This window comes from Pseudomonas koreensis, assembly GCF_024169245.1.
In the GTDB taxonomy this organism is placed as follows: Bacteria; Pseudomonadota; Gammaproteobacteria; order Pseudomonadales; family Pseudomonadaceae; genus Aquipseudomonas; species Aquipseudomonas koreensis_F.
In genome coordinates, this window is sequence record NZ_JALJWP010000001.1 from 388,120 (window position 1) to 413,155 (window position 25,036).

General features: G+C 60.5%; 20 protein-coding genes. 13 read left to right on the forward strand and 7 right to left on the reverse strand.

Going from position 1 to position 25,036, the window contains the following annotated elements; genetic code table 11:
- The first annotated feature begins 200 nt into the window (after positions 1–200).
- The 3 genes from J2Y90_RS01805 to J2Y90_RS01820 all read left to right on the forward strand — a co-directional run bounded on the left by J2Y90_RS01805 (position 201) and on the right by J2Y90_RS01820 (position 2,155).
- The gene (locus J2Y90_RS01805) at positions 201–1,169 is read left to right on the forward strand and encodes a polyprenyl synthetase family protein (RefSeq protein ID WP_016773120.1); all 969 of its coding nucleotides are present in this window, start codon (positions 201–203) and stop codon (positions 1,167–1,169) included.
- Positions 1,170–1,351: 182 nt separating this feature from the next.
- On the forward strand, positions 1,352–1,693 hold the full coding sequence (locus tag J2Y90_RS01815; RefSeq protein ID WP_016773119.1) for a zinc ribbon domain-containing protein YjdM: 342 nt from the start codon (positions 1,352–1,354) through the stop codon (positions 1,691–1,693).
- 204 nt (positions 1,694–1,897) lie between these two features.
- Positions 1,898–2,155: a PA4570 family protein gene (locus tag J2Y90_RS01820; RefSeq protein WP_016773118.1), complete on the forward strand. Its 258-nt coding sequence runs from the start codon at positions 1,898–1,900 to the stop codon at positions 2,153–2,155.
- A gap of 130 nt (positions 2,156–2,285) precedes the next feature.
- On the opposite strand, the gene J2Y90_RS01825 is transcribed toward J2Y90_RS01820, so the two are convergent.
- The 3 genes from J2Y90_RS01825 to J2Y90_RS01835 form a co-directional block, all read right to left on the reverse strand.
- Positions 2,286–2,903, reverse strand: a complete 618-nt coding sequence (locus tag J2Y90_RS01825) for an FKBP-type peptidyl-prolyl cis-trans isomerase (RefSeq protein WP_253496018.1) — start codon at positions 2,901–2,903, stop codon at positions 2,286–2,288.
- Between the two features lie 120 nt (positions 2,904–3,023).
- Positions 3,024–3,329: a DUF6482 family protein gene (locus J2Y90_RS01830; RefSeq protein WP_253496020.1), complete on the reverse strand. Its 306-nt coding sequence runs from the start codon at positions 3,327–3,329 to the stop codon at positions 3,024–3,026.
- A 131-nt stretch (positions 3,330–3,460) separates the two neighbouring features.
- Positions 3,461–3,949 carry a TIGR00645 family protein gene (locus J2Y90_RS01835; RefSeq protein ID WP_016773116.1) on the reverse strand — a complete coding sequence of 163 codons (489 nt, stop codon included), beginning with the start codon at positions 3,947–3,949 and terminating at the stop codon, positions 3,461–3,463.
- A 160-nt stretch (positions 3,950–4,109) separates the two neighbouring features.
- On the opposite strand from J2Y90_RS01835, the gene J2Y90_RS01840 reads away from it, so the two are divergent.
- Complete coding sequence (locus J2Y90_RS01840) at positions 4,110–5,939, forward strand: hypothetical protein (RefSeq protein WP_253496022.1); 1,830 nt, start codon at positions 4,110–4,112, stop codon at positions 5,937–5,939.
- Positions 5,940–5,975: 36 nt separating this feature from the next.
- On the opposite strand, the gene J2Y90_RS01845 is transcribed toward J2Y90_RS01840, so the two are convergent.
- Together J2Y90_RS01845 and J2Y90_RS01850 are read right to left on the reverse strand one after the other, a co-directional pair.
- A complete protein-coding gene (locus tag J2Y90_RS01845) occupies positions 5,976–6,290 on the reverse strand; it encodes a hypothetical protein (RefSeq protein WP_253496024.1) in 315 nt (104 codons plus the stop codon).
- Between the two features lie 309 nt (positions 6,291–6,599).
- Positions 6,600–9,038, reverse strand: coding sequence for a Lon protease family protein (locus J2Y90_RS01850; RefSeq protein WP_253496026.1), 2,439 nt, complete (start codon positions 9,036–9,038; stop codon positions 6,600–6,602).
- A gap of 302 nt (positions 9,039–9,340) precedes the next feature.
- Between J2Y90_RS01850 and J2Y90_RS01855 the strand changes: the two genes are divergently transcribed.
- From J2Y90_RS01855 to J2Y90_RS01870, 4 genes are all read left to right on the forward strand, one after another.
- Positions 9,341–9,829 carry a DUF3015 domain-containing protein gene (locus J2Y90_RS01855; RefSeq protein ID WP_016773112.1) on the forward strand — a complete coding sequence of 163 codons (489 nt, stop codon included), beginning with the start codon at positions 9,341–9,343 and terminating at the stop codon, positions 9,827–9,829.
- A gap of 95 nt (positions 9,830–9,924) precedes the next feature.
- On the forward strand, positions 9,925–11,778 hold the full coding sequence (locus J2Y90_RS01860) for an Lnb N-terminal periplasmic domain-containing protein (RefSeq protein ID WP_253496028.1): 1,854 nt from the start codon (positions 9,925–9,927) through the stop codon (positions 11,776–11,778).
- 209 nt (positions 11,779–11,987) lie between these two features.
- Entirely contained in the window at positions 11,988–12,344 is a 357-nt protein-coding gene (locus tag J2Y90_RS01865; RefSeq protein WP_064364103.1) for a hypothetical protein, read from the forward strand.
- 70 nt (positions 12,345–12,414) lie between these two features.
- Positions 12,415–12,909: a GreA/GreB family elongation factor gene (locus tag J2Y90_RS01870; protein WP_042610511.1), complete on the forward strand. Its 495-nt coding sequence runs from the start codon at positions 12,415–12,417 to the stop codon at positions 12,907–12,909.
- Here the strand turns inward: J2Y90_RS01870 and gdhA are convergent.
- Both gdhA and ettA read right to left on the reverse strand, forming a co-directional pair.
- Positions 12,906–14,243 (reverse strand): NADP-specific glutamate dehydrogenase, encoded by a 1,338-nt coding sequence (gene gdhA, locus J2Y90_RS01875; RefSeq protein ID WP_253496030.1) that lies wholly within the window; start codon positions 14,241–14,243, stop codon positions 12,906–12,908. The genes J2Y90_RS01870 and gdhA overlap by 4 nt on opposite strands.
- 347 nt (positions 14,244–14,590) lie before the next feature.
- Positions 14,591–16,255, reverse strand: a complete 1,665-nt coding sequence (gene ettA / locus J2Y90_RS01880; RefSeq protein WP_253496032.1) for an energy-dependent translational throttle protein EttA — start codon at positions 16,253–16,255, stop codon at positions 14,591–14,593.
- Positions 16,256–16,540: 285 nt separating this feature from the next.
- Between ettA and morA the strand changes: the two genes are divergently transcribed.
- The 5 genes from morA to J2Y90_RS01905 all read left to right on the forward strand — a co-directional run bounded on the left by morA (position 16,541) and on the right by J2Y90_RS01905 (position 24,999).
- Positions 16,541–20,389: a cyclic di-GMP receptor MorA gene (morA, locus tag J2Y90_RS01885; RefSeq protein WP_253496034.1), complete on the forward strand. Its 3,849-nt coding sequence runs from the start codon at positions 16,541–16,543 to the stop codon at positions 20,387–20,389.
- Between the two features lie 231 nt (positions 20,390–20,620).
- Positions 20,621–21,874, forward strand: a complete 1,254-nt coding sequence (glyA, locus tag J2Y90_RS01890) for a serine hydroxymethyltransferase (protein WP_039761726.1) — start codon at positions 20,621–20,623, stop codon at positions 21,872–21,874.
- A gap of 334 nt (positions 21,875–22,208) precedes the next feature.
- The gene (locus J2Y90_RS01895) at positions 22,209–23,522 is read left to right on the forward strand and encodes a C4-dicarboxylate transporter DctA (protein ID WP_110603140.1); all 1,314 of its coding nucleotides are present in this window, start codon (positions 22,209–22,211) and stop codon (positions 23,520–23,522) included.
- A gap of 49 nt (positions 23,523–23,571) precedes the next feature.
- Positions 23,572–24,276: a FadR/GntR family transcriptional regulator gene (locus J2Y90_RS01900; RefSeq protein ID WP_083353603.1), complete on the forward strand. Its 705-nt coding sequence runs from the start codon at positions 23,572–23,574 to the stop codon at positions 24,274–24,276.
- An 18-nt stretch (positions 24,277–24,294) separates the two neighbouring features.
- Complete coding sequence (locus J2Y90_RS01905; protein ID WP_253496036.1) at positions 24,295–24,999, forward strand: GntR family transcriptional regulator; 705 nt, start codon at positions 24,295–24,297, stop codon at positions 24,997–24,999.
- Positions 25,000–25,036 lie beyond the last annotated feature (37 nt).

The window sequence follows — 25,036 nt, forward strand, 5'->3', positions numbered from 1 at the left end:
AAGAGGTATTGGCTGGCATGGCTGCATGGGGCTGGAACGGCCCAAGTGCAATTGCGTAAGGCAGGTGCTGCCCAGGAAGTTCAGGGTGCGCGATTGTACGCAAGCCGCCGCAGGCTTGCAAGGGGCCGTCCATCGCGCCTTGACAGGTCTGGGAAGGGGTCCTAGCATGCCGCGCAACCCTTCTGGAGCGACTCTCGCTGATGCAACCCCAAGCTTTCTACCGCGCGGTGGCGGACGATTTTAGCGCCGTCGACGGCATCATCAAGAAGCAGCTGACGTCTCGAGTGCCGCTGGTATCGAAAATCGGCGATTACATCACTTCGGCCGGCGGCAAACGCCTGCGTCCTTTATTAGTGTTGCTGTGTGGCAAGGCCCTGGGTCGCGAAGGCGACGACATGCGCCTGCTGGCCGCCACCATCGAATTCCTGCATACCGCGACCCTGCTGCATGACGACGTCGTCGACATGTCCGGCATGCGCCGTGGCCGCTCGACCGCCAACGCCATGTGGGGCAACGCCCCGAGCGTGCTGGTCGGCGATTTCCTGTACTCGCGCTCGTTCGAAATGATGGTCGAACTGGGCTCGATGCCGGTGATGAAGATCCTCTCCCAGGCCACGCGCATCATCGCTGAAGGCGAAGTGTTGCAGCTGTCCAAGGTGCGTGACGCCAGCACCAGCGAAGAAACCTACATGGAAGTCATCCGCGGCAAGACCGCAATGCTCTTTGAAGCGTCTACCCACAGCGCCGCCGCCCTGGCTGGTGCGACCGCCGAGCAGAGCGAAGCCCTGCGCACGTTTGGTGATCACCTGGGCGTGGCGTTCCAGCTCGTCGATGACCTGCTGGATTACAAGGGTGACGCAGAAACCCTGGGCAAGAACGTCGGTGACGATCTGGCCGAAGGCAAGCCGACCCTGCCGCTGATCTACACCATGCGCGAAGGTACGGCCGAACAGGCGGCACTGGTGCGTCAGGCGATCCAGAAAGGCGGGATCGAAGACCTGGAAAGCATCCGTATCGCCGTGGAAGCGTCTGGTTCGCTGGAATACACCGCGCAACTGGCCCGCGACTACGTGGCCCGTGCGATCAAGTGCCTGGAAGCGCTGCCGGCCAGCGAATATCGCGATGCACTGGTTGAACTGAGCGAGTTCGCGGTCGCCCGCACGCATTGATTCATTCCCCTGTGGGAGCGAGCCTGCTCGCGAAAGCGTTCTGCCAGTCGAAATCGATGTTGACTGGCACACCGCTTTCGCGAGCAAGCTCGCTCCCACAGTTGTTTCTGCGCGATGCCCTCCTTCGTGTAAAACCCTATACAATGTGCGACTTTTAGCGATCCACATCCCAAGGAGCCTTAGTGAGCACGTTGCCACCCTGCCCGAAATGCAATTCCGAATACACCTACGAAGACGGCACCCAACTGGTCTGCCCCGAGTGCGCCCACGAGTGGTCTGCCAGCGGCGAAGCCGAAGTGGCGGCCGATGATGCCGTAAAAAAAGATTCGGTCGGCAATGTCCTGCAGGACGGCGACACCATTACCGTGATCAAGGACCTCAAAGTCAAGGGCACGTCGCTGGTGGTCAAGGTCGGCACCAAGGTCAAGAACATCCGCCTGTGCGATGGCGATCATGACATCGACTGCAAGATCGACGGCATCGGCCCGATGAAGCTCAAATCCGAGTTCGTCAGAAAAGTCTGAGCCTTGCGTCATCCATCCTGCGCCAGCCGTGGGATGGAGCTTTGCCCTCCCCGCTCCAGCTCAATGAATCCGCGCATGGCCATCATCCAGCCATTTTGACCTGACACAACCTTTACCCGGAAAAATCCACGATCCGCCAATAGGCACTTGCTATTTGATGAATAAGAATTATTCTCATTGAAACCTTTCAAGGAGATGAGACCCATGACTTATTTGATCGACGCCTGGCTGGATCGCCCACACCCCTACCTCAGAATCCTTCATCGGGAAACCGGTGAAGTCTGCGCGGTGCTTGAAGAAGAAGCCTTGCATGAGCTGCAGGATCAAGGTGATCTGGACGTCAGCAGCCTCAATTCCAGCGAGCCGCTGGTACTCAAGGAGCTGGTGCGCAATCTGTTCCTGTTCTGCTATGCCCGGGCGTTGCGCCCGACCAATGAGCTGCACAACAAGATCGAAATATGAAACGCGGTCAAAACTGTAGGAGTGAGCCTGCTCGCGATAGCGGTGTGTCAGATAGCCAATCAGCGACTGACACACCGCGTTCGCGAGCAGGCTCACTCCTACATTGGCCTGCCATCAAGCAGGCTCGATGTTACAGAACGTCCAGCAACTCGACGTCGAACACCAGAACGCTGTGCGGCGGGATGCTGCCCACGCCTTGTGCGCCGTAAGCCAGTTCGCTCGGCACATACAGGCGCCATTTACTGCCGGCATTCATCAGTTGCAGGGCTTCGGTCCAGCCAGCGATCACGCCGCCGACCGGGAATTCTGCAGGCTGGCCGCGCTCGTAGGAGCTGTCGAACACAGTGCCGTCGATCAGTGTGCCGTGATAGTGCGTGCGCACGTGGTCTTCACGGGTCGGCTTGGCGCCGTCGCCCTGAGTCAGCACTTCGAATTGCAGGCCGGAAGCCAGGGTGGTGATGCCGTCACGCTTGGCGTTTTCGGCGAGGAAGGCCAGGCCTTCGCCAGCCGCGGCTTCAGCCTTGGCAGCCGCTTCGGCCTGCATGATCTCGCGGATCACTTTGAAGCTGGCGGACATTTCTTCCTGGCCCACACGGCTTGGTTTGCCGGCGAAAGCGTCGGTCAGACCGGCCAGGATCGCGTCCAGGCTGACACCCGGTGGCGGGTTGTCGCGCAGCTGGTCGCCGAGTTGACGGCCGATACCGTAGCTGACGCGGGTTTCGTCGGTGGACAGATTTACTTCGGACATGACACTGCTCCGCTGTGCGGACGGCCACAGGACTTGCCGTGCGTGCACAGCGCGTCCCGGCGCGCCCGGAACCAAAAGGGCGAGCAGACTAGCACAGATACCCCGCGCCTGGGGCCGGGCCTACAGGGCCGAGCGCCAGGCCAGTGCCACTTTCAGGCTTTCATTGATGCCACCGCCCAATCCGCACATTTCATCGTGCACCGAGGTGTGAACCAGATTGAACGGCAGCACCGGAAACGCATGCAACATTTCCCGCGCGTGCTCGACGGAACGCAGAGTCAGGGTTTTCCCCAGCGGATCGTGCAGCGGATGAGCCGCCCCGTGCATGCGCGCTTCCAGCAGATAGATCCCGCCCTCCATGGAAATCAGATTCAGTTCATCGACCTTGCCGGCGACGGCAAACGCGTTCAACTCTTGCAGGTTCATGGAAGCACCTCACATCATGGAGAATCGCACCGTTACAGGGATAGGCCGCTGCGCTTGAAAGCACAAGCCACAAACGAAACCGCCCGTCTGTTTCGCAACAGACGGGCGGTTCTTTTGCCTTGATCGGTCGATCAGTGCTTGGTGACCTTGTCGAGGTAACCCATGGCAAACGCGGACACCACAAACGTCATGTGGATGATCACGTACCACATCAAGTGCTCGGGATCGACGTTCTTGGCATCCATGAAGATGCGCAGCAAGTGGATCGAGGAAATCGCCACGATCGAGGCCGCGACTTTCATCTTCAGTGACGACGAGTCCATGGTGCCCAGCCAGCTGAGCTTCTCTTTGCCTTCGTCGATGTCCAGTTGCGAGACGAAGTTCTCGTAGCCGGAAATCATCACCATCACCAGCAGCCCGCCTACCAGCGCCATGTCGATCAACGACAGCAGCACCAGAATCAGATCAGATTCGGCCATGGCGAAGACGTTGGGCAGGATATGGATGATTTCCTGGAAGAACTTCAATGCCAGCGCCAGCAGACCGAGGGACAGGCCGATATAGATCGGCGCCAGCAGCCAGCGGGTGGCGTACATTGCATTTTCGATAAAGCGTTCCATTGACTCTCACACAAGGGGCTGGAAATGGCGGCGAGTATAACAGCCCGCTGTGACAGCCAGAAACCGCCGGAAAATCCGCCACCTGCGTGTGTGTGACAAAGTTTTTCTGCTAGTGTCCAAAGCATTGACAGCCCTATGACAGTGGACGGGACGCGTGGAAATGGATGTGCGATCAGCCTTGACGACTGCCGGAATCTGCCTCGCCTTGCTCATCGGCGGTTGCTCGCCCGGCGATGAAAAGCACGTCGCAAACCTTGATGAAAAGACCGCCACCTTCGAACAGTCACTGGACACGATCAGCGATCCGAAGCTCAAGGAAGCGATCACCGAACTCGGCGGTTCGCTGCTGTTGCTGGAACGGGCCCGACTCAAGCTCGACGACATCACGCCGCACACTGAATACGGCGCCGACGCCCTCGCCGTGCTCAAGCACTACCCTACCCCGCAGGCGCTGGTCGATACCTTCATCAACGGCCTGTTCGTGCTGCACAAGGACGCCAGCTCGGATTACCTCACCGACCTGCAGCCGGTATTCCCGTTCAACCTGAACATTCCCGGTGGCTTTCTGTTTCCCCACGGCATCGAGTGGCATTCGGTGACGCTGAGCAACAAACGCGTGATCGCCTGGCAGCCGGAGTGGTCGGAAACCGATCCGGGCATTCAGCTCAGCCCGTCCAGCTCCAACGTGACCAACCCCGATGATCTGACGGTGACCTACCCGTTCATCGATGGCCTCAATGTCGACAAGAAAAGCCTGCCGCAACCGGTCAGGCTGCAAGGCCAGGTCGAAGTCATCGCGCCACGTCGCCTGTACAGCTTCGACCTGACGCAGAAAGACGTCGGCCAGACCCGCACCAACGACAACCTCAGCGTCAAACTGCTCAAGCTGGAGAAGAACTACGCCGAGGTAGAAGTCAGCAACAGCCTGCCGCTGGCTCCCGAAGTCGCCCAAACCCGGATCAATCCGCTCATCGTTCAGGCCCGCGACGCCAGCGGCCAATACCTGGTGCGCGCCGGTTCGATCAACGAAAGCCCGGGGCAGGTCGAGTTTTATCAGCGACAGCTGGCGCAGCTACAGAAGCAGAAGAGCTGGAGCGACACCCTGGAAAAACAGCTCAGCGACGACCAGCAAGCCTTCGAGAAAGACCACCCGCGCCGCTATAACAAGGTGTATTTCCACGGCCCGATCGACACACTGGAAGTCAGCGTGCTCGACTTCTCCTCGGCAACCGTGACGCGCAAACAGCTGGATCTGCCGGTTCGCACCTTCGATCCGCACACCACGGCCAAAGCCGTGCAACCGCTGGACTTGCCGGTGGTGGTTTACGACGATCTCGCCGCCAACTGGCTCAAAGGCGCGAACCTGACCGAAGAGCAACTGAAGGCCGGCGTGCGCATTCATCAATCGGTGGAAGAGCCGAGCGCGGCGCGTATCGAGTTCTCCCACCGCCGTACCTTCAATGACGAATTGCTTGGCGACGAACTCAACCCCGGCGTCAGCCCGGTGACCTTCTTCACGGAAAAGCGCGGCGGCAAACTCGACGAGCCGATCGAGCTGCCACCCGAGGCGTACCAGGTCGATCCGCTGCAAGCGACGATTACATATGATCTGAACCTGTTTCCGGAAACCCCGGCGATTGCCGTGGGCTCGATGCCGTTGTTCCTGGCCACGGTGGCCAAGCAATCCTCCGACGCGCAGTCATTGCCCAAAGGCCTGGCGATCAAGGACAACACGCTGGTGGTCGACCTGAAAGCCTTCCCGCCCAACGAGTGGCGTTTCTTTGTCAAGGACGACAGCGGCCACTATCTCAAGCAGATTCTCTCAGTGAGCCACGACGCCAGCACCGAAGGCCCCGCGCTGGTCGGCGTGCACTACTTTTACGGTCGCCCGACTCGCGTGGAAACCTATCAGCGTACCGACCTCGCCACCGTGCAATACGGCTTTGAGGTCAAGCTCGACAAGGCGCCGGCGGACGAGGTTGCTCATTGAAGAGCAAGATCAAAAGATCGCAGCCTTCGGCAGCTCCTACAGGCTGCGCCCACGGCCGCCGTTGATCTGCCGCAACTGAGCTTGCAGGTGCAGGCTCCAGATCTGCGGATCGTCGGCCAGTTCGTAGCCGTGCAAAGTCAGGCTTTCAACGATGGTGTCGAGAATCGACTCGGCCGCGACCGGTCCGGGGAACGGGCCCTGGGCTTTGATCGCGGAAGGTTGTTCGCCGGCCATGCCGGCCGCGAAGAGCAGCGTCCACATGCCGTTGTCGCCGGCCAGCGGCTTGACGGCGCATTCGATCCGGGTCACCAGACCCAGGCATTGACGAGTGAGACAGAGGTTGCGCGACATGGCGGCGACCCTCGGTAAAGCCGGTATTCAGCCCCCACGAGAGGACTGGCTCGATCCAGTGATACTGTCGATATCCTTGACCTGAGAATAGAAGAAAAGTCCGCAGCGCAAGCAAGATAGAACCAGAAGGCGCCGAATGGTCATTGTGTGAATATTGGCGCCAGAGTTGTGGCGAATTTTCGATGGCTTTACACAAAACAACTGTAGGAGTGAGCCTGCTCGCGATAGCGGTGTGCCAGGCAACTTATTCGCCGACTGACACTCCGCTATCGCGAGCAGGCTCACTCGTACAGTTTGACCGCGCTTGGCTTAAGCAGGTTTGGCTTCGGCGAGGGCCTCCTGCGCCAGTTCCTTCTCGGCCTCTTTCAGGTCCTCTTCGCTGATCATCTCGGCGATATCGCGCAGACGCTCGACCACCCGGGCGTTGATGCTGCCTTCGGGGAAATCGCCATCGGCATTAGGCTCACCTGCCGGCTCGCCCACCAGCAGGCTCAATGCCTCGTCGGCCTGACGCACTGCATAGACATGAAACTGCCCGGCGCGTACGGCGGCGAGGACTTTCTCATCGAGCATCAGCGTGGCGACGTTGGCCTGAGGAATGATCGCGCCCTGCTCGCCGGTCAGACCGCGCGCTTCGCAGAGGCGGAAGAAGCCTTCGATCTTCTCGTTGACCCCGCCGACCGCCTGCACCTCACCGAACTGGTTGATCGAACCGGTGATGGCGAAGCATTGCTTGAGCGGCGTTTTCGACAGCGCCGAAATCAGCGTGCACGCCTCGCCCAGCGACGCACTGTCGCCATCGACGTAGCCGTAGGACTGCTCGAGGGCGATGCTCGCCGAGATCGCCAGCGGGAATTCCTGGGCGTAACGGCTGCCCAGATAGCCGGTGAGAATCATCACGCCTTTGGAGTGGATCGGCTGGCCGAGATTGACCTCACGCTCGATGTCGACGATGCCGCTGCCGCCCGGGTACACCGTGGCGGAAATCCGCGCCGGCACACCGAACGCCGAGTCGCCGACTTCCAGCACCGTCAGCCCGTTGCACTTGCCGACTGCCGCACCATCGGTGTCGATCAGGATGATCCCGGCGAGCATGTCGTCGAGAATCCGCGCCGAGACCCGCCCGGTGCGGGTGGCCTTGGCTTTCAAAGCTCGCTCGATGTGCCCGGCGTCGGTCATTTCATCGCCGGCCAGATGGCGAATGAAATCGGCCTCGCTGACCAACTGGAACAGATCGCCGATACGCGCCGACAGCCGCCCTTGATGCTCAGCCAAGCGAGCGCTGTAGGTCGCCAGACGCGCTACCGCATCGGCGGTCAACGGCGCCATGCCTTCTTCCGATGTGCGGGTTTTCAGCAGTTGGGCGAACTGCTCGAGGCTTTCGTCGACCATCGGAATGTCTTCGTCGAAGTCGACCAGAACGCGGAACATCTCCTGGAAGTCCGGATCGAGGTCCTGCAGCGTGTAGTACAGCGATCGCGCACCGATGATGATGACTTTGACCTGCAACGGAATGTGCTGCGGATTGAGGGTCACGGTGGCGAAGCGGCCCATTTCGCCCAGTGGCGATTCCATTTTCAGTTTGCGTGATTGCAGGGCGCGTTTGAGCGCATCCCACACGAACGGCTCGCTGAGCATTTTTTCCGCTTCGAGAATCAGGAAACCGCCATTGGCGCGATGCAGCGCGCCCGGGCGCAACTGTCGATAGGTTGTATAGAGCGCACCTTGATCGGTGGTGTACTCGATGCGGCCGAACAGGTTTTCGTAGGTCGGGTGCGGCTCGAACACCACCGGCGCACCACCGCTGGCTGGATGCCCGACCACCAGGCTGGGTGCGTATTGCTCTTCCAGCAACTTGCGCGCGACGGCGTCGGTCTTGCTGTCGTCGACCAGTTGCTCGACCACGGTTTTCAGCAGATAAACCTGCATCGCTTGCAGGTAACCGCAGACCGCAGCGTTCTCTGCGTACTTCTCCGACAGCGGCGCCAGCAACGGCTGCAACGCCAGGGTGATGGTTTCTTCGTTGAGCTGGCGCAATTGATTGTTCGACTCGCGCTTCCACTGCGGCAGGCTGGCGAGTTCTTCGTTCAGGCGCTCTTCGAGGCCGGAGATGTCATCGTGAAAACGCTCGCGCTCGGCTTCCGGCAACTGCGCGAATTCAGCTTCGTCCAGGGCCTTGCCGTCGAGCATCGGCGTGAAAGCGATGTTGCTGCTGTCGCGGTACAGGGCGACGTCTTTTTCCAGGGCCAGGCGCTCGATGATGTCCAGCGCCTTGTCGTAGCGCTGGTTGAAAGCGCGGTCGATGGCGCTTTTTTTCTGCTGATACGAAGGGTGTTCGAAGACGGCCGGGAAAGTCGCCAGCAGGTTGTCGATCAAGCCGTTGATGTCGCCGATGAACGAGCCCGCCGTGCCCGATGGCAGCTCCAGTGCGCGCGGTTCGCGCGGTTCGTCGAAGTTGTTGACGTAGACCCAGTCTGCCGGGGTCTGCAGGCGTTTGCCTTCGGCTTTGAGGTAGCGTTTGACGAACGAGAAGCGGCCGGTGCCTGGCTCGCCCATGACGAATACGTTGTAACCGGGGCGTGGCATCGCCACACCGAACTGCAAGGCTTCGACCGCGCGTTCCTGGCCGAGCACACCGCGAAAGGGCTCCAGATCATTGGTGGTAGTGAAGCTGAACTGTTCAGCGGAAAACGGACGAGTCAGCGCTTCGGGCGCAAGACGCAGGCTGGCAGCAACAGGATCAGGCATCGGGCTTCCTTAACAATCAGGCGGGGCAGGTAGCGGCATTCTGGCGCTGCCCGTGCCCCACTGGCAAGGCGCGCCACATGACAAAGCATAGACAAGCGCGCGGCGGGTCGACGCGTCCCGATAAATCAGAGGTTTATTCCAAATATTTTGCAAAAAGTCACGGAACCGCTGGAACGTGCCTAAACTCCAAACTGCGCGGCTGGAACTAATACCGGCCCACTGACACTTTCGGCGCTGTCCTCGGGCAGAGTGCGAAAGGCCAGAACCCTGTCCATTGGTATGCACATAAAGAGAACAAAGCTATGAAACGGATTCTTCTCGGTACTCTCTTCACCGCTGTATCCATCAACGCAATGGCGCAAGCCCCGGGCGGCCCGGATTGCGGTTGGGGCAACATGCTGTTCGAAGGTCAGCGTGGCACCCCGGCGCACTTCCTTGCTTCCACCACCAACGGCACTTCCGGTAACGCCACGTTCGGTATGACTTCCGGCACCAACGGTTGCTCGACCAACGCGTCGCTGACCTACGGCGGCAAATCCTGGTTCGCCATGAATGGCATGATGAACGAGCTGTCCGAAGACATGGCCAAAGGCAACGGCGAAGCGCTGACCACCTATGCCGTGGTACTGGGCGTAGCACCGGAAGACCGCGCGCATTTCGCGCAAGTGACCCACGAGCACTTCCAGCAGATCTTCAGCAAAGCTGACGTGACCGCTGAAGACGTGCATACCAACACCCTGGCGGTACTGAAATCGGACCCACGTCTGGCCAAGTACGCAACTCAGGCTTAAGCTCGACCCCGCCCGCTTCCTTCGGGGAGCGGGTTTTGTTTTTTCGGCCCGTCCCTCTTTGGGTCTTTATTTCTTTCCTGTTCAAGTTGCCGACTATGCTCAAACGCCTTGCCTGGCTGGCGCTCTGTGTCTGCGCCCCGCTGTCCGCCGCGCCTCACATCGATCCTCAACGTTTGCAGCAACTGGCCAACGACCGCTTCTGGATTTCCCTCGGTCATTACGAAACCGCCAAGCTCGGCGGCTGGCGCAGCTATGTCAGCGACAAGAAATTCTTTCTCGCCCCCGATGGCAACGAACATCCGGACCGCGAACTGGCGGCCACCGTGCAGGCGCTCTACGCCCCGGCCAGCCTCGGCGAGCAACACGCCCAATGCGTTTACCCGGCGCGTACCCGCTGGCTGAAAGCGCAACTCAACCTCTCCGACTTGCCCGCGCCGGAATGCGCCGAATACAAGAAATGGTTCAAGGACGTCTCGCCGCACAGCGCGGTGATGATTTTCCCGGCGGCGTATCTCAACAGTCCTTCGTCGATGTTCGGCCACACCCTGCTGCGCATCGATCAGGCGGATGTGCAGGCCGACAAGACCTCGCTGCTCAGCTACGCGATCAACTTCGGCGCCTACATCGAAGGCTCGGACAACAGCATTCTGTATGCCTGGAAAGGCTTGATGGGTGGCTACCCGGGGCTGTTTGCGCTGGTGCCGTATCAGGAAAAGCTCTCCGAGTACCGCAGCCTGGAAAACCGCGACCTGTGGGAATACCGGCTCAACCTGACCCAGGAAGAAACCGCACGCATGGTCGAGCATGTGTGGGAGCTCAAGCAGATCCAGTTCGACTATTTCTTCTTCGACGAAAACTGCTCGTATCGCTTGCTGGAACTGCTGCAAGTGGCGCGGCCGAGCCTGCGCCTGACCGAACAATTCCCGTTGACCGCGATCCCCACCGACACCGTCAAAGCGGTGAAAGAGGCCGGGCTGGTCGAGCACATCGAATATCGCCCCTCCCGCGAACGTGAACTGCTCAGCCGCGCCGAGCCGTTGAGCGATGACGAACAGCAATGGGTACTGAAAGTCAGCGCCGATCAAAAAATCCTGCAAGAGCCAACGTTCAAAGCCCTGCCCCGCGCGCGTCAGGCGCTGATCGTCGATGCCGCCTATCGCCTGGAGCGCTACCGCGCCAACGGCCAGGAACGCGACCCGCAGAGAGCGCAGCGCAGTTTCGAACTGCTGCGCGCGATCAACAAGAACCCGGCGCCGGAGCTGGAAATTCCGCAACCGGGCCTGCCTGAAGATGGCCACGAATCGCGCACCTGGCAGGCCGGCCTCGGTACCCGCGGTGATCGGGCGTTTGGGGAATATGGCCTGCGCATGGCCTACCACGACCTCAACGACAACGCCGAAAGCTTTCCTCTCGGCGCGCAGATCGAAATTTTGCAACTGAAGCTGCGCCAGTACGAAGGCAATGACTGGCAGTTGCAGCAACTGGATCTGGCGACCATTCGCTCGCTGACACCGCGCAACGAGCTGCTGCAACCGCTGTCGTGGCAAGTCACCGGTGGCCTCGAGCGCGTGCCGGGCAAGCATGACGACGAAACGCTGGTCAGCCACGTCAACGGTGGCGGCGGCGGCACGTGGCAGTTGGGCGAAGACGTGCTCGGCTTTGCCCTTGGCACGGTACGGGTGGAACACAACAACGACTTCGCCGAGTTTGTTTCCCCGGCCGGCGGCTTCAATACCGGTGTGTTGTGGAAAAACCCGCTGGGCAACCTGAGCCTGGAGGCCAAGGGCGATTATTTCTTCAACGGGGAAGTGCGCCGCAGCCTGAGCCTGAATCAGCAGTGGGAGTTGTCGCGCAACCTCGGTTTGCGCTTGAGCGCGCAGCGCGAGTTCAGCCACCTCGCCACACCCGAAACCGAAGTCATGCTCGAAGTGAAGTGGTATCACTACTGATCCCGGACATGCCCCTGTAGGAGTGAGCCTGCTCGCGATAGCGGTATGTCAGTCACAGCAACAGTGACTGATGAATTGCTATCGCGAGCAGGCTCACTCCTACAAGGGTCCGCGGTGTTCAACGAATTACTCACAAGCCTTTCACCGACACCTGACGAATCCCCTTCTAGACTTCCCCTATCAGCCGAAAACCGGCGCGGGAGAGTGCGATGTGGCGGTGCGTGGGGTTGTTGGGGGTTGTCCTGGCGCTGGGCGGTTGCCAGACCACTCATGAAGACTTGATCGCCAAGGGTTATCCACCGGCCTTCGCCGACGGTTTCGATGACGGTTGCGTCAGCGGCCGGCAAGCGGCGGGTTCGATCAGCGGCGAGTTTCGCAAGAACGTGCCGCGCTATCTCAAGGACCAGCAATACGCCGAAGGCTGGGTCGATGGCTTTCGCCAATGTCAGGCGATGCTGGAAAACAAGGATCGCGAGCAATACCGCAACGAACATTGGGACGAACGCGAACGTGCCTGGCAGCAGCAGAAGGACCAGGACGTCGGGCGGGCTTATCGCTCGCAATAGGTCGCTTGCAGACATCCGTTGAAACCAAATGCCGGCAACCATGGCCCAAATCCTTTAACAGGAGGACTTCATGAGTCGCGCATTCGTCAACGAAGACAACGCCGCCGCGCAGGCCGATCAGCCGGTCGAACGTCAGGTCAGCACGCAGCCCAATTACGTCACGCCGCAGGGCCTGGCGCAGTTGCAGGCGAAAGTCGCCGAACTGCAAAGCCTGCACGCCGAGCAAACGGCCAAAGGCGAGCAAGCCGACAAGCAACGGCTGGCCGACCTGCAACGGGATCTGCGTTATTTCACTCAACGCCTGAGCAGCGCCCAAGTGGCTGTCGCCGCGACGTCCACCGACAAGGTGCAGATCGGCAGTTGGGTGACTTTTGCTGACGAGCACGACACCGAACACCGCGTGCAACTGGTCGGCGAGGATCAGGCCGACGCAAGTCAGGGCCTGATCAACTGGGCCTCGCCGCTGGGCCGGGCCTTGCTCGGCGCCCGGCTCAACGATGAAGTGCTCTGGCAGCGACCGGCCGGCGATCAACTGATCGAAGTGATCCGCATCGAACCGGCTTAAACCACGCCTTGCGCCAACATCGCATCGGCGACTTTGACGAAACCAGCGATGTTCGCGCCTTTGACGTAATTGACCTGACCGTTGTCTTCGCCGTAATGCACACAGGCGTGGTGGATCGACTGCATGATCGCGTGCAGCTTGCTGTCCACCTCGCCCGCCGTCCACAGCAGACGCATGGCGTTCTGCGACATCTCCAGCCCGCTCACAGCCACGCCGCCGGCATTCGAGGCTTTGCCCGGCGCAAAGAGAATGCCGGCCTCGATAAAGATATCCACAGCATCCAGCGTGGTCGGCATGTTCGCGCCTTCAGCCACACACACGCAGCCGTTGCCAAGCAGAGTGCGCGCGGCTTCGGCGTCGAGTTCGTTCTGCGTCGCGCAAGGCAACGCGATGTCGCACGGCAGCGACCATGGATGCTGATCGGCGCGGAACTCCAGGCCATGAGCGCTCGCCAATTCGCTGATGCGCCCGCGTTTGACGTTTTTCAGTTCCAGCAGCGCCAGCCACTGTTCTTCGCTCAGCCCGGCTTCGCAGTACAGCGTGCCCTCGGAGTCGGACAGGGAAATCACTTTGCCGCCGAGATCCATGACCTTGCGCGCCGCGTATTGCGCGACGTTGCCGGAACCGGAAATCGCCACACGCTTGCCTTCCACGGTCTGCCCGCGGCGCTTGAGCATTTCTTCAGCGAAGTACACGCAACCGAAACCGGTAGCTTCCGGGCGAATCAGGCTGCCGCCGTAGGTCATGCCTTTGCCGGTGAGGACGCTGGTGAACTGGTTGCTCAGGCGTTTGTACTGGCCAAAGAGGAAACCGATTTCCCGCGCCCCGACGCCGATATCGCCGGCCGGCACGTCAACGTCGGCGCCGATGTGGCGGTACAGCTCGCTCATGAACGCCTGGCAGAAGCGCATGACTTCTGCATCGCTCTTGCCCTTCGGATCGAAGTCCGAGCCGCCCTTGCCGCCGCCCATGGGCAGGGAGGTCAGCGAGTTCTTGAAGGTCTGTTCGAAGGCGAGGAATTTCAGCACGCCAAGGTTCACTGATGGATGAAAACGCAAGCCGCCCTTGTACGGGCCAATTGCGCTGTTCATCTGGATACGGAAGCCGCGATTGACCTGCACCTTGCCCTGATCATCGACCCACGACACGCGAAACACTACGGCGCGCTCCGGCTCGCAGATACGCTCCAGAATCCCCGAGGTCAGGTAATGCGGATTGGCTTCGAGAAACGACCACAGACTGCGCAGCACCTCTTCGACAGCCTGGTGAAATTCGGGCTGGTCCGGGTCGCGTTTTTTCAGGCGCGCAAGGAAGGATTCGACGGATTCGATCATGGGCAAAGTCTCGGCAAATTTATTGTCGTTGGAGGAGATTGGGCCGGACTGTAACAAACGAGTTGCGCACAGGAACAGAGCAAAATGTCGCAGTTATGAAATTAAATGGTGCACAGGATATAAATCAGGTCGGTTTTTGACCCTGCTTTGCACTCTAATGGTGAGATCAGACTCACGTTATGCACCAACAGTTACACCCCCTTCGCGAGCAAGCTCGCTCCCACATTTGAAATGCGTTCACCTGTGGGAGCGAGCTTGCTCGCGAAGGGAGCGCCTCGGTTTCGCTAAAAAACCAGGCAAAAAAAACGGAGCCCGAAGGCTCCGCTCTTTCTGCAACCAACCCGATATCAGGCCAGTTTCTTGTGACGTACCCGATGTGGCTGGGCCGCTGCTTCGCCGAGGCGCTTTTTGCGGTCGGCTTCGTACTCGGTGTAGTTGCCTTCGAAGAACACCGCTTGCGAATCGTCTTCGTACGCCAGGATGTGCGTGGCGACACGGTCAAGGAACCACCGATCGTGGGAGATCACAATGGCGGCGCCCGGGAAGTCCAGCAGGGCTTCTTCCAGCGAACGCAGGGTTTCCACGTCGAGGTCGTTGGACGGTTCGTCGAGCAGCAGGACGTTGCCGCCCTCCTTCAGGGTCAATGCCAGGTGCAGACGACCGCGCTCACCACCCGACAGGTCCTTGACGAACTTCTGCTGGTCGCCACCCTTGAAGTTGAAGCGACCGACGTAGGTACGCGACGGGATCTCGTAGTTGCCGATGCGGATCTGGTCGGAACCGTCGGAGATCTGCTGGAACACAGTCTTGCTGCCATCGAGGTCTTCGCGGCTCTGATCGACGCAGGCCAGCTGCACGGTTTCGCCGACTTCGATGCTGCCCGAATCCGGTGTTTCCTTGCCCATCAGCATGCGGAACAGCGTCGACTTACCGGCACCGTTACCACCGATCACACCGACGATGGCACCCTTCGGCATGGAGAACGACAGGTTGTCGATCAGCACGCGATCGCCGTAGCCCTTGGTGACGTTCTTGAATTCGATGACCTTGTCGCCCAGGCGCGGACCGGCCGGGATGTAGATTTCGTTGGTTTCGCTGCGCTTCTGGAATTCCTGCGATTGCATTTCTTCGAAGCGTTGCAGACGTGCCTTGGATTTCGACTGGCGGGCTTTGGCGCCTTTGCGCACCCACTCCAGTTCTTCTTTCATGGCTTTTTCATGGGCCGACTGCTGCTTGGATTCGGCAGCCAGACGATCGGACTTGGCTTCAAGCCAACCCGAGTAGTTGCCTTCGTACGGAATGCCCGCGCCGCGGTCGAGTTCGAGAATCCAGCCAGCGACGTTGTCGAGGAAGTAACGGTCGTGCGTGATCGCTACCACAGTGCCCGGGAAGTCGTGGAGGAAGTGCTCCAGCCACGCCACCGAATCGGCGTCCAGGTGGTTGGTCGGTTCGTCGAGCAGCAGCATGTCCGGGGCGGACAGCAGCAGACGGCACAGGGCGACACGACGCTTCTCACCACCGGACAGGTGTTCAACCTTGGCGTCCCAGGCCGGCAGACGCAGCGCATCGGCGGCGACTTCCAGCTGGCGCTCGAGGTTGTGGCCGTCGCTGGCCTGCAGAATCGCTTCGAGCTTGGCCTGTTCAGCGGCGAGCTTGTCGAAGTCGGCATCCGGATCGGCGTAGGCGGCGTAGACCTCGTCCAGGCGCGCTTGCGCATCCTTGATCACGCTGACCGCTTCCTCGACCACTTCACGTACAGTCTTGGAAGGGTCGAGCTGCGGCTCTTGCGGCAGGTAACCGATGTTCAGGTCCGGCATCGGACGGGCTTCCCCTTCGAACTCGGTGTCGACGCCGGCCATGATTTTCAGCAGCGTGGATTTACCCGAACCGTTGAGGCCGAGCACGCCGATCTTGGCGCCGGGGAAGAAGGACAGCGAAATGTTCTTGAGGATTTCCCGCTTCGGCGGAACAACTTTGCCCAGCCGATGCATGGTGAAGACGTATTGAGCCATGGAGAACCTTGGGTCAGTGACAGATGAATGATTGGAGCGCAGGCGATGCCTGGCCAGACTGTGCGCGTCGTTCACTAGATCACGATCAATGCGTGCGCGCTGGAAAAGTCTGATTGTAGGGGCTGGAACGCCCCCGTCTAACCGGCAAAGCTACCTGAATGACCGATGGCAGTCCAGCCGCGAGGGGCTGGCACTTCGCCACAACTCAAGGCATGCTAGCCGCCCTTCGGGCGTCCGGCTTATAGTGCACGTCGCGCCAGTCCAGCCAAATCGCAGGATCACAGCTTGACCAATGTCACTCCGCCAGCCTCTGTGAGCAGCACCCCACCGGCGCCCGGCTCGCCCCTGCGCGGAACATTGAAGGGGGCGCTGGCCACCCTCGTGCTGTTATTGCTGGCGCTGCTGTTCTGGCAACTGCTTGATCAATTGCGCGAAACCCAGAAGAACCAGCGTCAGTTCACCATCGATTACACCGCCGACCTCGCCGCGCAGGTCAGCCTGAACATGGCGCTGAACGCACAAATCGCCCTCAATCTGCTACCGATCGTCGAACAACCGCAAACCGCCGACGAACAGCAGATGCTCCTGCGCAAACTGCAGCGCTCGCTGCCCGATCTGCGCAGCATGGCCCTGCTCTCGCCCTCCGGCCGCATCATCAGCGACAGTGCCAGCGACAGCTCCGACGCCGATTACCTGACCGAACTGGTGCGCCGCAGCCGCGCCCAGGCGCATTACTTCAGCAATGCCGATGACGGCTCGGTGGTGCATCTGTTGCTGCATCAGGCCAGCGGCAGCAGTCGCGGTTACTGGGCCTTGCGACTGACGCCGACCTTCTTCGACTCGCTGACCAAACAGGACGCCACCGCCCTGCGCCCCTTGTGGCTGGTGGAAAACCGCCTCAATCACCAGATCATCAGCCGCGACGCCGCGCTGACATCGGCCAAGGCCGGCGTGCTGACCCCCGACGATGTCGCCAACACCGTGCTGACCGTGCCGCTGAGCAGCAGTGACTGGCAACTGCGTGGGCTGTTCGACCGCCAGCGCGTACTGGAAGAATTGCTGCCGGCGTTCATTGGCAAATGCCTGCTCGGCCTGGCGTTTTCGATGCTGCCGGTGATCGCGCTGCTGAACATGCGCCGCCGCCAGCGCCAGGTGCACGAAGGTCGGCGGCGCTATCAGGATATTTTCGAAGGCACCGGTGTGGCCTTGTGCGTGCTTGACCTGTCCGGCCTCAAGCAGATGTTCGACAAGGCGCAGATCCAGACCAGCGACCAGCTAAAAGCCTGGCTCGACCAACCACATCAGCGCCAGCAACTTCTCCAGGAAATGCGCGTCACCGAGGTCAATCAGGTCGCCCTGCAACTGCTCGATGTGCATTCCTGCGACGATGCCTGGCAACTGCTGATCGACGGCCAGCGCCATCCGCAGTGCGCAATCGGCCAGCAGATCCTCGACGCCGTCCTGCAACAGCAGAAGCAGCTGGAACTGGAAATCAAACTGCCCAACAGCAATGGCCGCGACCAGCACCTGTGGATGGTCCTGCGCCTGCCGAGCGAGCAGCACGACTATAAAGCGGTGATCCTCAGCATCAACGACATCACCAGCCGCAAGCTGATCGAACTGTCGTTGCTGGAGCGCGAAGGTTTCTGGTCGGACGTGGTGCGCACCGTGCCGGATCATCTGTATGTGCAGGACGTGATCAGCCAGCGGATGATTTTCAGCAACCACCACCTCGGCCAGACCCTCGGCTACAACCGCACCGAGCTGCATCAAATGGGCGAATACTTCTGGGAAATCCTCCTGCACCCGGAAGACGCCGACTACTACCATCGCTCGCGGCAGTTGCAGCGCCACGCCGGTTACAGCCAGTTGTTGCAATGCCAGTTGCGCTTCCGTCATCGCGACGGCAAGTGGCGGCGCTTCGACATTCGCGAACAGGCACTGGCGCGGGACAAGCACGATCAGGTCACGCGGATCATCGGCGTCGCCAAGGACATCACCGAACAGATCGAGGCCAGCGAATCGCTGCGTGACAGCGAACAGCGCTATCGCATGCTCGCCGAAAGCATCAGCGACGTGATTTTCTCCACCGACAGCAAGCTTTCGCTGAACTACGTCAGCCCGTCGGTGCAAGCCGTGCTTGGCTACAACGCCGAATGGATTTTCCAGAACGGCTGGCAATCGACCATCGCCAATCCCGGGCAACTGAACGGTATCTATGCGCTGATGGACCGCGTCAGCAAGGCGCTGGACAAGCCCGAGCAACTGGCGATGCTGCGCAGTCAGGTGCAAACGCAGCTGTTCCTGTTCGATTGCCTGCGCGCCGATGGCCGCAAGATTCCGATCGAACTGCGCCTGGTGCTGGTGTGGGACGAACATGGCGCGTTCGAAGGTGTGCTCGGCGTCGGCCGCGATATCAGCCAACAGCGCCGTGCCGAGAAAGATTTGCGCATGGCCGCCACGGTATTCGAGCATTCGACTTCGGCGATCCTGATCACCGACCCGGCCGGCTACATCGTCCAGGCCAACGAAGCGTTCAGTCGGGTCAGCGGTTACACCGTCAGCGAAGTGCTCGACCAGTTGCCGAACATGCTCACTGTCGACGAGCAGCAGGACGCGCACCTGCGTTACGTGCTCAAGCAGTTGCACGAGCACAGCACCTGGGAGGGCGAAGTGTGGATGAAGCGCCGCAACGGCGAGCATTACCCGGCGTGGGTCGGCATCACCGCCGTGCTCGACGACGAGGGCGATCTGGCCAGTTACGTGTGTTTCTTCAGCGATATCAGCGAGCGCAAGGCCAGCGAGCAGCGCATCCACCGCCTCGCCTACTACGACGCCCTCACCCACCTGCCGAACCGCACGCTGTTCCAGGATCGGCTGCATACCGCGCTGCAAGCGGCCGAACGGCAGAAGTCGTGGGTGGTGCTGATGTTCCTCGACCTCGACCGTTTCAAACCGATCAACGACTCCCTCGGCCACGCCGCCGGCGATCGCATGCTCAAGGACATGGCCACACGCCTGCTGGCCTGCGTCGATGACGACGATACCGTGGCGCGCATGGGTGGCGACGAATTCACCTTGCTGTTGCAGCATCGCTCCAGCCGTGAACTGGCGCTGAACCGGGCGATTCACGTCGCCGAGCAGATCCTCGCCAGCCTGGTGCGGCCGTTCGTGCTCGAGGGCCGCGAGTTCTTCGTCACCGCCAGTATCGGTATCGCGTTGAGCCCGCAGGACGGCAACGAACTCAGCCAGTTGATGAAGAACGCCGACACCGCGATGTACCACGCCAAGGAACGCGGCAAGAACAACTTCCAGTTCTATCAGGCCGACATGAACGCCAGTGCGCTGGAACGTCTGGAGCTGGAAAGCGATTTGCGTCATGCGCTGGAACAGAACGAATTCGTCCTGTATTACCAGCCACAGTTCAGCGGCGACGGCAAACGTTTGACCGGCGCCGAAGCGCTGCTGCGCTGGCGTCATCCCCGTCGCGGGCTGGTGCCGCCGGGGGATTTCATTCCGGTGCTGGAAGAGCTCGGGCTGGTGGTGGACGTTGGCGACTGGGTCATCAGCGAGGCCTGCCGGCAGCTGAAAACCTGGCACCAGCAACGGGTGCGGGTGCCGAAGGTCTCGGTGAACATTTCCGCACGGCAGTTCTCCGACGGCCAGTTGGGCACGCGGATCGCCACCATCCTGCGGGAAACCGGCCTGCCACCGGCGTGCCTGGAACTGGAATTGACCGAAAGCATCCTGATGCGCGAGGTCAGCGAGGCGATGCAGATTCTTGCCGGGCTGAAGAACCTCGGCCTGAGCATTGCAGTCGATGACTTCGGCACCGGTTATTCGTCGCTGAACTACCTCAAACAATTCCCGATCGACGTGCTGAAGATCGACCGTACCTTCGTCGACGGCTTGCCGTCCGGCGAACAGGACGCGCAGATCGCCCGGGCGATCATCGCCATGGCCCACAGCCTGAATCTGGCGGTGATCGCCGAGGGTGTGGAAACCCATGAGCAACTGGACTTCCTGCGTGAGCATGGCTGCGATGAGGTGCAGGGTTACCTGTTCGGACGGCCGATGCCGGCGGGACGGTTTGAGGCGCAGTTCTGTAACGATGCGCTGTTCATGTTCGATTGAAGATCTGCGGCGCGGCCTTCGCGAGCAGGCTCGCTCCCACAGGGGAATGCATTGCAGCAGGGGAATGCATTTCACATGTGGGAGCGAGCCTGCTCGCGAAGGGGCCGGCAAAAGCACCGCACATCTGTCATGAACGCCACTTGTCTGCGACATGATGTCGTTTCATATGTCATCCAAAAGCGGTTGGGTTAGAATGCCCCCCTTTTCTGCCCCCGATCCTTGAGGACCGCCATGTTCAGCCGTGATTTGACTATTGCCAAGTACGACGCCGACCTTTTTGCCGCCATGGAGCAAGAAGCTCAGCGTCAGGAAGAACACATTGAGCTGATCGCTTCGGAAAACTACACCAGCCCAGCGGTGATGGAAGCTCAAGGCTCGGTCCTGACCAACAAGTACGCCGAAGGTTATCCGGGCAAGCGTTACTACGGTGGTTGCGAATACGTCGACGTGGTTGAACAACTGGCCATCGACCGCGCCAAGGAACTGTTCGGCGCCGATTACGCCAACGTTCAGCCGCACGCCGGTTCCCAGGCCAACGCTGCGGTCTATCTGGCCCTGCTGTCGGCTGGCGACACCATTCTGGGCATGAGCCTGGCCCACGGCGGTCACCTGACCCACGGCGCCAGCGTTTCCTCCTCGGGCAAGCTGTACAACGCCATCCAGTACGGCATCGACGCCAACGGCCTGATCGACTACGACGAAGTCGAGCGCCTGGCAGTCGAGCACAAGCCGAAAATGATCGTTGCCGGTTTCTCCGCCTACTCGCAGATCCTCGACTTCCCGCGCTTCCGCGAAATCGCTGACAAGGTCGGCGCCTACCTGTTCGTCGACATGGCTCACGTCGCCGGTCTGGTTGCCGCTGGTGTCTACCCGAACCCGGTGCCTTTCGCTGACGTCGTGACCACCACCACGCACAAGACCCTGCGCGGTCCACGTGGCGGTCTGATCCTGGCCAAGGCCAACGCCGAGATCGAGAAAAAGCTCAACTCCGCAGTATTCCCGGGCGCCCAGGGCGGCCCGCTGGAGCACGTGATCGCGGCCAAGGCGATCTGCTTCAAGGAAGCGCTGCAGCCTGAGTTCAAGGCATACCAGCAACAAGTGGTGAAGAACGCCAAGGCCATGGCCGAAGTGTTCATCGCGCGCGGTTTTGACGTGGTATCCGGCGGTACCGAAAACCACCTGTTCCTGCTGTCGCTGATCAAGCAGGACATCTCCGGTAAAGACGCCGACGCCGCACTGGGCAAAGCGTTCATCACCGTGAACAAGAACTCCGTGCCTAACGATCCACGCTCGCCGTTCGTTACTTCCGGCCTGCGTTTCGGTACTCCGGCTGTGACCACTCGCGGCTTCAAGGAAGCCGAGTGCAAAGAGCTGGCCGGCTGGATCTGCGACATCCTGGCTGACCTGAACAACGAAGCGGTGATCGACGCCGTTCGTGAGAAAGTCAAAGCCATCTGCAAGAAACTGCCGGTGTACGGCGCTTAAGTGCGACGCTAACCCGCAGCATGAAAAACCGGCCAAGTGATTGGCCGGTTTTTTTTCGCCTGTGATTCCGCTGTAGGAGCTGCCGAAGGCTGCGATCTTTTGATCTGGATTTAAAAACAAGATCAAAAGATCGCAGCCTTCGGCAGCTCCTACACGTGGCTAGGGCCACTGGTCAGACCGGTCATGCCAATTCTGATCTTTTCACTTGTCATCCCGAAAAAACCGAGCGTAGACTGCGCCTGCACTGGACATACCGGTAAGACCACAATAATTAAGTCCTGAATCCGATGCGCAACGCGTGCGGCAGCCAGGACACCGACCCAGGATTCCTCCCATGCTCAGATGGTGCTCGCGTTCAATCTTCCTTCAAGTGGTTCTCGGACTGATGCTCGGCATCGTCTGCGGGCTGACCCTTCCTGAATACTCCGCCCAACTGAAACCGCTCGGCGATGGCTTCATCAAACTGATCAAGATGCTCATCGGCCTGATCGTGTTCTGCGTGGTGGTCAGCGGCATCAGCGGCGCGGGCGATCTGAAGAAGGTCGGGCGCATCGGCCTCAAATCGGTGATCTACTTTGAAGTGCTGACCACCATCGCCCTGGTGATCGGCCTGGTGTTCGCCTTCAGTACCGGCATCGGCAGCGGCGCGAATATCCATCTTGAGCAACTCTCCAGCGCCGACATGGGCGACCTCGCCGAACGCGGTCAGCACATGCACACCACCACACAATTCCTGATGGACCTGATCCCGACCTCGGTAATCGGTGCCTTCGCTGACAACAATATTTTGCAAGTGCTGCTGTTCTCGGTGCTGTTCGGCAGCGCGCTGAATCTGGTCGGCGAAGCGGCGTCCGGGATCTCGCGGCTGATCAACGAACTGAGCCATGTGATCTTCCGCATCATGGGCATGATCGTCCGGCTGGCGCCGATCGGCGTGTTCGGCGCCATCGCCTTCACCACCAGCAAATACGGCCTTGACTCGCTGCAGCACCTGGGCAGTCTGGTCGGTCTGTTCTACCTGACCTGCGTCGCCTTCGTCGCGCTGATTCTCGGTCTGGTCATGCGCGTTTCCGGCCTGCGCATGTGGCCTCTGCTCAAGTACCTGCGCGAAGAACTGCTGATCGTCATGGGCACCGCCTCTTCCGACGCCGTGCTGCCGCAGATCATGCGCAAGCTCGAACACCTCGGTATCGGCAGCTCCACCGTCGGGCTGGTGATCCCGACCGGGTACTCGTTCAACCTCGACGGTTTCTCGATCTACCTGACCCTGGCCATCGTGTTCATCGCCAATGCCACCGGTACACCACTGGCGATGACTGATTTGCTGACGATTCTGCTGGTCTCGCTGATCACCTCGAAAGGCGCCCACGGCATTCCCGGTTCGGCGCTAGTGATTCTCGCAGCGACGCTGACGGCGATCCCGGCGATTCCTGTGGTTGGTCTGGTGCTGGTGTTGGCGGTCGATTGGTTCATGGGCATCGGCCGTGCGCTGACCAATCTGATCGGCAACTGCGTCGCCACTGTGGCCATCGCCCGCTGGGAAAAGGACATCGACGTGCAGCGCGCGAACAAGGTGCTCAATGGCGAACAGGGCTATAACTTTCAACCGCGAAAAACCGTCGCTCAGGCGGCGGCCAAAGAATTTTGAATGAGTGCCGTGCCTGCCAATGCGCGGGCACGGCGCAGGGAGACAATACGTGATTACAACTTCAACCGTCGTCAACTCAGTGGTGGAAAAGCTCCGCGCCGCGTTGGCTCGTGGCCAGTGGCGCACAGGCGACATGCTGCCAGGCCAGCGCGAACTGGCCGAACAACTGGGCATCAGCCGGCCGAGCCTGCGCGAAGCGGTGATCGTCCTCGAAACCCTCGGTCTGGTGCGCTCGATGCCGGGCAAAGGCGTGGTCGTCCTCGATGCGCAACTCAGCGACAGCCAGAGCCACGACAGCGCGGTGGCCGGCGCCAGTCTCGAAGATGTGCTGCAACTGCGCTACACCCTCGAGCCGTTCATCGTCGGGCTGGTTGCGCAATCGATCAGCAGCAAGGAAGTCGGCCAGTTGCGCCTGACCCTGATGGACATGCGCGAAGCCCTTGAGGCCGGCGACAGCGAAGCCGGGGTCAGCGCCTACATTGCCTTCCACGAAGAACTGTTCACCCTGACCTCGAACCCGATTTTCCAGAGCGTGGTCCAGCAGACCAGCAATGCCCTCAAGCAAAGCGCTGACGTGTTGCGCAATTCCCCGGAGCATCTGGCTGAGCGTCTGGAAGAAAACGAAGCCGTGGTCCGCGCGATCCGCAGCAAGAACAGCGCTCAGGCCAGCGCCGAGATGCGCCGGCACATTCTGCGCGAAGGCCAGCGCATGGGCGTCGAGCTGAATATCCCGGATGACAACCTGCCCACCTGATTTGCCAGGAGAACGGCCATGAACAGTTTTGCTTCAGCCTCGCATGCGCACTCCACTGCCCTGCCCTTCCCTGGCCTGCGCACGCCGGTGGAGGATCTGTATCCGCGAGTGTTCGACGCGATCCTCGAGCAGCGTATCGATGAACACAGCCGGTTCACCGAGGACAGTCTGAAGGCGATGTTCAGCGCCAGCCGTGCCGATGTACGACGGGTGCTGGCGCAGTTGGCCCATGAACAGATTGTGCTGCTGCGCGCCAATCATCGGCCGCGAGTGGCCGCGCCGGATCGCGAATTGATCCGGCAGACCTTGCATGCGCGGCGGCTGGCTGAAAGCACATTGGTGCGATTGGCCTGTCAGCGGCCGCGTGCAGATGAATTGAAATGCTTGCGCACTTTGATCGAACGCGAGAAGCGGGCCGTCGAGCAGGATCGGCGCGGGGCGGCGATTCGGTTGTCGGGGGAGTTTCATCTGCAGCTGGCGCGGATGGCGGGCAATCTGCCGTTGGCGCATTTTCTGCGGAGCCTGGTGCCGTTGACATCGTTGGCGATTGCGCGGAGTGACTGCCAGACGCACAGCTGTTGCGCATGGCAGGAGCATTTGGCGCTGGTTGAGGCGGTGGAACGAGGTGATGTTCCTAAGGCAGGCATGCTGATGAATCAGCATTTGGATGATCTTGAGCAGGCCTTGGTGGGGGCAACCCTGGAGCATTGTGTTGTTGGTTAGATTGCTATCGCGAGCAGGCTCACTCCTACAGGGGGAC

Bases quoted from the DNA above. Each gene is read 5' to 3' on its own strand.
- J2Y90_RS01860 (WP_253496028.1), top strand. From the start codon at position 9,925: ATGCTCAAACGCCTTGCCTGGCTGGCGCTCTGTGTCTGCGCCCCGCTG.
- J2Y90_RS01855 (WP_016773112.1), top strand. From the start codon at position 9,341: ATGAAACGGATTCTTCTCGGTACTCTCTTCACCGCTGTATCCATCAAC.
- J2Y90_RS01865 (WP_064364103.1), top strand. From the start codon at position 11,988: ATGTGGCGGTGCGTGGGGTTGTTGGGGGTTGTCCTGGCGCTGGGCGGT.
- J2Y90_RS01845 (WP_253496024.1), bottom strand. From the start codon at position 6,290: ATGTCGCGCAACCTCTGTCTCACTCGTCAATGCCTGGGTCTGGTGACC.
- J2Y90_RS01895 (WP_110603140.1), top strand. From the start codon at position 22,209: ATGCTCAGATGGTGCTCGCGTTCAATCTTCCTTCAAGTGGTTCTCGGA.
- J2Y90_RS01825 (WP_253496018.1), bottom strand. From the start codon at position 2,903: ATGTCCGAAGTAAATCTGTCCACCGACGAAACCCGCGTCAGCTACGGT.
- J2Y90_RS01820 (WP_016773118.1), top strand. From the start codon at position 1,898: ATGACTTATTTGATCGACGCCTGGCTGGATCGCCCACACCCCTACCTC.
- J2Y90_RS01805 (WP_016773120.1), top strand. From the start codon at position 201: ATGCAACCCCAAGCTTTCTACCGCGCGGTGGCGGACGATTTTAGCGCC.
- J2Y90_RS01830 (WP_253496020.1), bottom strand. From the start codon at position 3,329: ATGAACCTGCAAGAGTTGAACGCGTTTGCCGTCGCCGGCAAGGTCGAT.
- ettA (WP_253496032.1), bottom strand. From the start codon at position 16,255: ATGGCTCAATACGTCTTCACCATGCATCGGCTGGGCAAAGTTGTTCCG.
- gdhA (WP_253496030.1), bottom strand. From the start codon at position 14,243: ATGATCGAATCCGTCGAATCCTTCCTTGCGCGCCTGAAAAAACGCGAC.
- J2Y90_RS01905 (WP_253496036.1), top strand. From the start codon at position 24,295: ATGAACAGTTTTGCTTCAGCCTCGCATGCGCACTCCACTGCCCTGCCC.
- J2Y90_RS01835 (WP_016773116.1), bottom strand. From the start codon at position 3,949: ATGGAACGCTTTATCGAAAATGCAATGTACGCCACCCGCTGGCTGCTG.
- J2Y90_RS01870 (WP_042610511.1), top strand. From the start codon at position 12,415: ATGAGTCGCGCATTCGTCAACGAAGACAACGCCGCCGCGCAGGCCGAT.
- glyA (WP_039761726.1), top strand. From the start codon at position 20,621: ATGTTCAGCCGTGATTTGACTATTGCCAAGTACGACGCCGACCTTTTT.
- J2Y90_RS01850 (WP_253496026.1), bottom strand. From the start codon at position 9,038: ATGCCTGATCCTGTTGCTGCCAGCCTGCGTCTTGCGCCCGAAGCGCTG.
- J2Y90_RS01840 (WP_253496022.1), top strand. From the start codon at position 4,110: ATGGATGTGCGATCAGCCTTGACGACTGCCGGAATCTGCCTCGCCTTG.